This is a genomic window from Butyricicoccus sp., from assembly GCF_050872565.1.
In the GTDB taxonomy this organism is placed as follows: Bacteria; Bacillota; Clostridia; order Oscillospirales; family Butyricicoccaceae; genus Butyricicoccus_A.
Window position 1 is genome coordinate 1 of sequence record NZ_JBNMHC010000119.1, and the last position, 6290, is coordinate 6290.

General features: G+C 48.1%; 9 protein-coding genes and 1 pseudogene. 3 read left to right on the forward strand and 7 right to left on the reverse strand.

All coding sequences use genetic code 11. From position 1 onward, the window contains the following. On the reverse strand, positions 1-807 hold an 807-nt coding region (locus tag ACR0P9_RS06330), incomplete at its 3' end, for an AAA family ATPase (RefSeq protein ID WP_432618387.1). Between the two features lie 294 nt (positions 808-1101). Between ACR0P9_RS06330 and ACR0P9_RS06335 the strand changes: the two genes are divergently transcribed. Further along, entirely contained in the window at positions 1102-1944 is an 843-nt protein-coding gene (locus ACR0P9_RS06335; RefSeq protein WP_432618389.1) for a sulfide/dihydroorotate dehydrogenase-like FAD/NAD-binding protein, read from the forward strand. 2 nt (positions 1945-1946) lie between these two features. Continuing rightward, positions 1947-3347, forward strand: coding sequence for an NADPH-dependent glutamate synthase (gene gltA / locus ACR0P9_RS06340; protein WP_432618391.1), 1401 nt, complete (start codon positions 1947-1949; stop codon positions 3345-3347). 58 nt (positions 3348-3405) lie between these two features. On the opposite strand, the gene ACR0P9_RS06345 is transcribed toward gltA, so the two are convergent. Beyond that, the gene (locus tag ACR0P9_RS06345) at positions 3406-3813 is read right to left on the reverse strand and encodes a hypothetical protein (protein ID WP_432618393.1); all 408 of its coding nucleotides are present in this window, start codon (positions 3811-3813) and stop codon (positions 3406-3408) included. Positions 3814-3957: 144 nt separating this feature from the next. Here ACR0P9_RS06345 and ACR0P9_RS06350 point away from each other — a divergent pair, with 144 nt between their 5' ends. Beyond that, entirely contained in the window at positions 3958-4344 is a 387-nt protein-coding gene (locus tag ACR0P9_RS06350; protein ID WP_432618395.1) for a helix-turn-helix domain-containing protein, read from the forward strand. A gap of 47 nt (positions 4345-4391) precedes the next feature. Here the strand turns inward: ACR0P9_RS06350 and ACR0P9_RS06355 are convergent, their stop codons facing one another. From ACR0P9_RS06355 to ACR0P9_RS06375, 5 genes and pseudogenes are all read right to left on the reverse strand, one after another. Continuing rightward, on the reverse strand, positions 4392-4841 hold the full coding sequence (locus ACR0P9_RS06355) for a hypothetical protein (RefSeq protein ID WP_432618397.1): 450 nt from the start codon (positions 4839-4841) through the stop codon (positions 4392-4394). Further along, positions 4831-5034: a DUF3990 domain-containing protein gene (locus ACR0P9_RS06360; protein ID WP_432618399.1), complete on the reverse strand. Its 204-nt coding sequence runs from the start codon at positions 5032-5034 to the stop codon at positions 4831-4833. The genes ACR0P9_RS06355 and ACR0P9_RS06360 overlap by 11 nt, the downstream gene beginning before the upstream one ends. 76 nt (positions 5035-5110) lie before the next feature. Beyond that, positions 5111-5335 carry an acyl carrier protein gene (acpP, locus tag ACR0P9_RS06365; protein WP_432618401.1) on the reverse strand — a complete coding sequence of 75 codons (225 nt, stop codon included), beginning with the start codon at positions 5333-5335 and terminating at the stop codon, positions 5111-5113. 20 nt (positions 5336-5355) lie between these two features. Next, on the reverse strand, positions 5356-6150 hold the full coding sequence (locus ACR0P9_RS06370; RefSeq protein ID WP_432618403.1) for an acetyl-CoA carboxylase carboxyltransferase subunit alpha: 795 nt from the start codon (positions 6148-6150) through the stop codon (positions 5356-5358). Then, positions 6101-6290 (reverse strand): annotated as a pseudogene (locus ACR0P9_RS06375) (hypothetical protein); the annotation flags it as partial. The gene ACR0P9_RS06370 and the pseudogene ACR0P9_RS06375, both read right to left, overlap by 50 nt.

Consider the following 6290-nt stretch of genomic DNA (forward strand, 5'->3'; position numbering starts at 1 on the left):
CTGCAATCGCTGGTACAACGGTCGAAGCTGAAAATCTTCCAAATCCCATGCATGTGCCGAAGCGAGAACCGCCGTTCCACAGTGCGCCGCGCATTCTGCGGCAAAAATATCCGCTTCTGACGTAATCTCATCCAAAACAAGTACCTGCGGCGACATCGTTTTGACCAACATCATGGCCGCCTGTGCTTTGGGACAGCCGTCTATCACATCGGTATGTCTGCCAATATCAAATTGCGGAACACCATGATGCAGCGCCGCCAGCTCTGACCGCTCATCCGCAATGGCAGTGCGAACGTGTGCATCGGACAACTGCCGAGCAATATCCCGCAGCAGCGTCGTCTTTCCCCAGCCGGGCGGAGACAAAAACAATGCGTTGTGCAAATGTGTGCCATCCTGCAGCTGTTGCAGCAGTTCCGGCGAGGCGACTCCTTTGATCTGGCGGGCGATGCGAATATTGAGAGAAGAAATGCTGCGAAAAGAAAGCATATCTCCATCTTGTACGGCAGTCTGCCCGCACACGCCGATGCGATGTCCGCCGCGAATCGTCAAAAATCCCTGCCGCAAGCTATCCGCACAAGTATGAATCGAATATTCAGCCGCTCGTTCCAAGGTGTTTTGGATTTCTGTTCCGTGAAGAACAGCATCTCCCACACGCTGTTCCTTTCCATCTGCGACAAGATACATCGGCTGTTCTACGCGCAGACGCAGTTCTTCACAGCGCAGCTGTGTCTCCATTGGCAGCCGCTGTAAGGCTTGCCTTCGCTCTAAAAGCAGACAGGCGCAGGCTTGTTTGAGCCGCTGTTCCATATTCGCCCTCCTCTCTGACATGATGTTGATTCAGCTTATGTGCACTGTCTCTGCCCTAGAACGAAAAATAAGAGGATTTTCCAGAAATTTGCACGCAAGTTATCTATTTACAACTTTTGCATCCTCTCAGAATTCTTTGCATAATTATTGATTTTCGTAAAAAAAGATTCCAAAGGTATTGTGAAAATTCCTCAAATATTGTATTATAAGATTAGTTGGTTTATCTAAAAAGATATTGTTGATTGATTGGTTTGTGTAATTACAATGTTTTATTGATATTAGGAGGATATTTTCATGTATCAAATTCTTGAAAAGCGTCGTTTGAGTTCAAACGTAGTCCTGCTGGTCATCGATGCACCGTATGTTGCAAAGAAGGCTGAGCCGGGTCAGTTTATCATTCTCCGCGTTGATGCGGATGGCGAGCGTATCCCGCTGACCATCTCTGCATATGACCGCGAGAAGGGTACCATTACGATCGTTGTCCAGGAAGTTGGCGCAACAACCATGAAGCTGGGTCAGCTCAACGAGGGCGACTGCCTGCATGACTTTGTTGGTCCGCTGGGCAAGGCTTCTGAATTCGACGGCATCAAGAAGGCTGCTGTTGTCGGCGGCGGTCTGGGCTGCGCTATCGCACTGCCGCAGGCACAGAAGCTGCACGATATGGGCGTTGATGTAGATCTGATCGCAGGCTTCCGCAATACAGACGCTATCATTCTCGAAGACGAGATGAAGGGCGCATGTTCCAGACTGACGCTGGTAACCGATGACGGTTCCAACGGTCACAAGGGCTTTGTTACCGACGCTCTGAAGGAGCTGATTGAGGCTGGCAACAAGTACGACATCGTTATTGCTATCGGTCCGATGATTATGATGAAGTTCGTCTGCAAGACGACCGAGCCGTATGGCATCAAGACCATCGTTTCCATGAACACCATCATGGTTGACGGCACCGGCATGTGCGGTGGCTGCCGTCTGACTGTTGGCGGCGAGACCAAGTTTGCTTGTGTAGACGGCCCGGACTTCGACGGTCATCAGGTTGACTTCGATGAGGCTATGCGCCGTTCCGCTATCTACAAGCCGCAGGAGCAGGCTGCTAGAGAGCACCAGTGCAATCTCATGAAAATGGAGGTAAAGTAAAGATGGCAAAGCCGAATATGTCCCCAATTAAGAATCCGATCCCGGAGCAGGATCCGAACGTAAGAAACAAGAACTTCTTGGAAGTTTCTCTTGGTTATGATGAAGCTACCGCAGTGGACGAAGCAACCCGCTGCTTGAATTGTAAGAACAAGCCGTGTGTTGGCGGCTGCCCGGTAAACGTACAGATTCCGGACTTTATCTCCCTGATTAAGGAGGGTAAGTTCCTCGAAGCAAACGCAAAGATCAAGGAAACCAGCTCCCTCCCGGCTGTATGTGGTCGTGTATGCCCGCAGGAGAGCCAGTGCGAGAGCAAGTGTGTACGCGGCATCAAGGGCGAGCCGGTTGGCATTGGTCGTCTGGAGCGTTTCGCTGCTGACTATGCTATGGCACATCCGTCCACCGATCCGATTGAAGTACCGGAGTCCAACGGCCACAAGGTTGCTGTTGTTGGTGCAGGCCCTGCTGGTCTGACCTGTGCAGGCGATCTGGTAGCAAAGGGTTACGATGTTACCGTATTTGAAGTACTGCACACCGCTGGCGGCGTTCTGATGTACGGCATTCCGGAGTTCCGTCTGCCGAAGGCAATTGTACAGAAGGAAATCGACACCCTGAAGGCAAAGGGCGTAAAGTTCATGCTGAACTTCGTTGTTGGCCGCACGGAGACCATTGACGACCTGTTTGCTGCTGGTTACGAGGCTATCTTTGTAGGTTCCGGCGCTGGTCTGCCGAACTTCATGCGCATCCCGGGCGAGGGCTTTAACGGCGTTTACTCCGCAAACGAGTATCTGACCCGTGTTAACCTGATGAAGGCATACAAGGAAGATTCTGACACCCCGATTTACCACGCAAAGCGCGTTGCTGTATTTGGCGGCGGCAACGTAGCCATGGATGCTGCTCGCTGCGCAAAGCGTATGGGTGCAGAAGAAGTATACATCGTATACCGTCGTTCCGAGGCTGAGCTTCCGGCACGTAAGGAAGAAGTTCACCATGCTAAGGAAGAGGGCATCATCTTCAAGCTGCTGGCTAACCCGATTGAAATCTATGGCGATGATGATTTCCACGTAAAGAGCGTACATATCCAGAACATGGAGCTGGGTGAGCCGGATGCTTCCGGTCGTCGCCGTCCGATCCCGATTGAGGGCAGCACAGACGTTCTCGATGTTGATGCTGTTATCGTTGCTATCGGTACTTCCCCGAACCCGCTGATCCGCACCACGACTCCGGGGCTGGAAGCAAACCGCAAGGGCTGCATCGTAGCTGATGAAGTTGGCGCAACATCCAAGGAAGGCGTATTCGCAGGCGGTGACGCTGTTACCGGTGCTGCTACTGTTATCCTGGCAATGGGCGCTGGCAAGAAGGCTGCTGCTGCTATGGATGAGTACATTCAGAACAAGAACAAGTAATTTGATCTGAAGATAAAGCAATCCCCTGTCGGAAAACCGGCGGGGGATTGTTTCGTCTTTATGTAGGAAATCGGAGCAAATACCGCGCTCCTTCCGGTTTTATGGTTCGCTCCGCAATGCAAATCTTGCCGTCTTTCGCTTTTATCAGGTAATCTCCCTGTGTCAGGCAAATATGCCCTTCCCACGCGTAAATATCCAAGATGTCTTCGTGCGCATCTATGCTGTGCGCTCTATCACTTAAAAAATCGTTGATCTGCTCTATATTCTTGCCATTCCAACAGACCGCATTTTCCAGCTGCAATTCTGCGTCACTGAGAGAAAATATTCCGTGCGCGTCTCTTGTGGGCAGCTTTGCCTCTATTGTACCGATAATGTACCCCGAAACAAAAGACTTCTCTTCTTCCGGCAGCATCGTGAATACCTGCATAATATCTCGATACATAGCCTGCCGTTCTTCCTGTGTCATAATAATCCTCCTCTTTCATATCCGGATTATTGTTTACTATGTCTCAATTATATGCGATTTTATCTCTTTAGTCAAGATTTGCCCTCGTTTTTATTTACTTTGTCTCGAACATATGATATATTTTATACATACGGAGGTGTTTGCATGTCAGAGTATATAGAAACAATTGGAGATAGAATCCGAAAGATTCGAGAAGAAAAGTCGCTGACGCAGGCAGCCTTCGGCAAAAAATTATTTCTTGAACGTTCAGCAATTTCGCTCATTGAACGCAATTTAAGAACTCCAACTGAGCGTGTCTTACAAGATATTTGTCGTGAATTTCACGTAAACAAGCAATGGCTGACCAACGGTGAAGGAGATATGTTTCTCGCGCCGAGCGATGAAGATCTCAACGAGCAAATCGAGCGCATTATGGCGGGTGAAAACGAGTTCCACAAAAACATGTTTCGCCTGTTGGCAAACTTCGATGACGAAGATTTAATTGCTCTCGAACGGCTGGTAAAGAAACTAGCACAGACCGAAAAAGAGTAACGAATACAAGAACCCCCGACACAGTTCTCCGTGTCGGGGGTTAATACTTATGCACAAACTGTTCCTTCTTGATAGCACACGTGAATGTATTCTCTCGATTGATAATAAAAATCTGTATTGTAGTTAGAAATCGCAGCGTCTATCCAAGAAGTATATACTTCATATAATACATCTATCACATGATCTGTATCTTCCTTTTCCCCACAGACATCCTCTATCAGTCGTTCATATACTTCACCGATTGTCCAATAATCTGGTACCGTGTATCGGCACGTTGCCACGTTATCAAATGAACCGGTCGAAATCGTAAAATTGGTAATGAAATCATCTGCCGTTTTAGCAATTGGCTCGCAATGAAATACATCTGCATAGCGATATATGCGTTTGATAACCTTTTTGCCTAATATCTGTACCAGTTCCGCACGTTTTAATTTTTGTTCTCGTCCAATAAACTCAATCAGACTGCAAGTATAGAATAGTGCACTGTTATTCTTCATCGGATACCTCATATCCCTTCACAAAAGTCAGTGTTGCCAAGGCGCGTGCCGTGTGAAAACTAATCTGGTGTGTTGGTTTTTTGAACTTTGCCAACTCCCAAAACGCCTCTCTACTGATTTTACCATCCACAAAATTTTGAACATAGTTGAATATTGCTACTATTATTTTACCCGAACGACGAAATAAAATCAATCTTTCCTTCTATCAAGATAGAAGAACCCCCGACACAGTTCTCCGTGCCGGGGGTTCCTTTTACTTGTCAATCAAATTACTTGTGCTCTTCGATGTACTTCATCAGATCGCCGATAGTTACCATCTTGGTAGCTTCTTCGTCCGGAATCGTTACGCCGCACTCTTCCTCCAGATCCATCATCAGCTCAACGATGTCAAGGGAATCAGCCTGCAGGTCTTCCTTGATCTTGGTGTCAAGGGTCAGGGTGCTTGCATCTACATCGAACTTATCAGCCAGCATTTCACAAATCTTCTCAAACATAATGTGTTCTCCTTTTTCAGTTATGTATTTTCATAAAAAACGCCGATTTTCCGGAATTTTTCATATCGCTGTGTTTGTAATTCCTGTTCAGACATCGCGGACAATCGCTTGAGCGATGTTACCAGCGTTGCCTTGATATTTTTAAAGTACGCAGCCTGCGTCATTCCTTCTTTAATAATACCCTCAATCATACCAAATTGCAAGAGATCATCCGCAGTAATATGCAGCGCCTGCGCCGCGTCCAATTCGCGGGATGCATCCTTCCAGAGAATGCTTGCGCAGCCGCGCGGAGAAATGACAGAATAAATGGCATTCTGCATCATATATACTTCGTTGGCAACTGCAATGCCCAATGCGCCGCCGCTGCCGCCTTCTCCGGTCACAACCGAGATTACTGGTACTTTCAGTCCCATAAACTCATAAAGATTGCGTGCAATGGCTTCGCCCTGTCCACGCTCTTCTGCACCAACACCGCAAAAAGCACCTGCGGTATCTACAAAGCAGATAATCGGACGATGGAACTTTTCTGCCTGTTTTGCCAAACGCAGTGCCTTGCGATAGCCTTCCGGATGCGCCATGCCAAAATTGGCTGCAATGTTCTGCTCTGTTGTGTGTCCCTTGCGCTGTCCAATGATAGTGACCGGCGTACCGTTCAGCCGTGCGATACCGGCACACATAGCATGATCTTCGCCATACAGGCGGTCTCCATGCAGTTCCATGAAGTCGGTGAAGATTTCTTTTACAATATCGTCAATATTTGGTCGTTCAATGTCGTGAATGACGGCCAGCTGACGAGCCATTGTTTTTTGATTCATTCTTCAAACCTCCTTTGCTTACCGGATAGCCGTGCAGAGATAATAACGATGTCAGTGTCTGCTTGAGTTCACCGCGCGGAACAATGGCATCACAGAAGCCATGCTCCAGCGTAAATTCTGCAGATTGGAAGGTAGACGGC

What these genes read in the sequence shown, in the direction of transcription:
- ACR0P9_RS06335 (WP_432618389.1), top strand. Translation starts at nt 1,102, where the DNA reads ATGTATCAAATTCTTGAAAAGCGTCGTTTGAGTTCAAACGTAGTCCTG.
- ACR0P9_RS06350 (WP_432618395.1), top strand. Translation starts at nt 3,958, where the DNA reads ATGTCAGAGTATATAGAAACAATTGGAGATAGAATCCGAAAGATTCGA.
- ACR0P9_RS06370 (WP_432618403.1), bottom strand. Translation starts at nt 6,150, where the DNA reads ATGAATCAAAAAACAATGGCTCGTCAGCTGGCCGTCATTCACGACATT.
- acpP (WP_432618401.1), bottom strand. Translation starts at nt 5,335, where the DNA reads ATGTTTGAGAAGATTTGTGAAATGCTGGCTGATAAGTTCGATGTAGAT.
- ACR0P9_RS06345 (WP_432618393.1), bottom strand. Translation starts at nt 3,813, where the DNA reads ATGACACAGGAAGAACGGCAGGCTATGTATCGAGATATTATGCAGGTA.
- ACR0P9_RS06355 (WP_432618397.1), bottom strand. Translation starts at nt 4,841, where the DNA reads ATGAAGAATAACAGTGCACTATTCTATACTTGCAGTCTGATTGAGTTT.
- gltA (WP_432618391.1), top strand. Translation starts at nt 1,947, where the DNA reads ATGGCAAAGCCGAATATGTCCCCAATTAAGAATCCGATCCCGGAGCAG.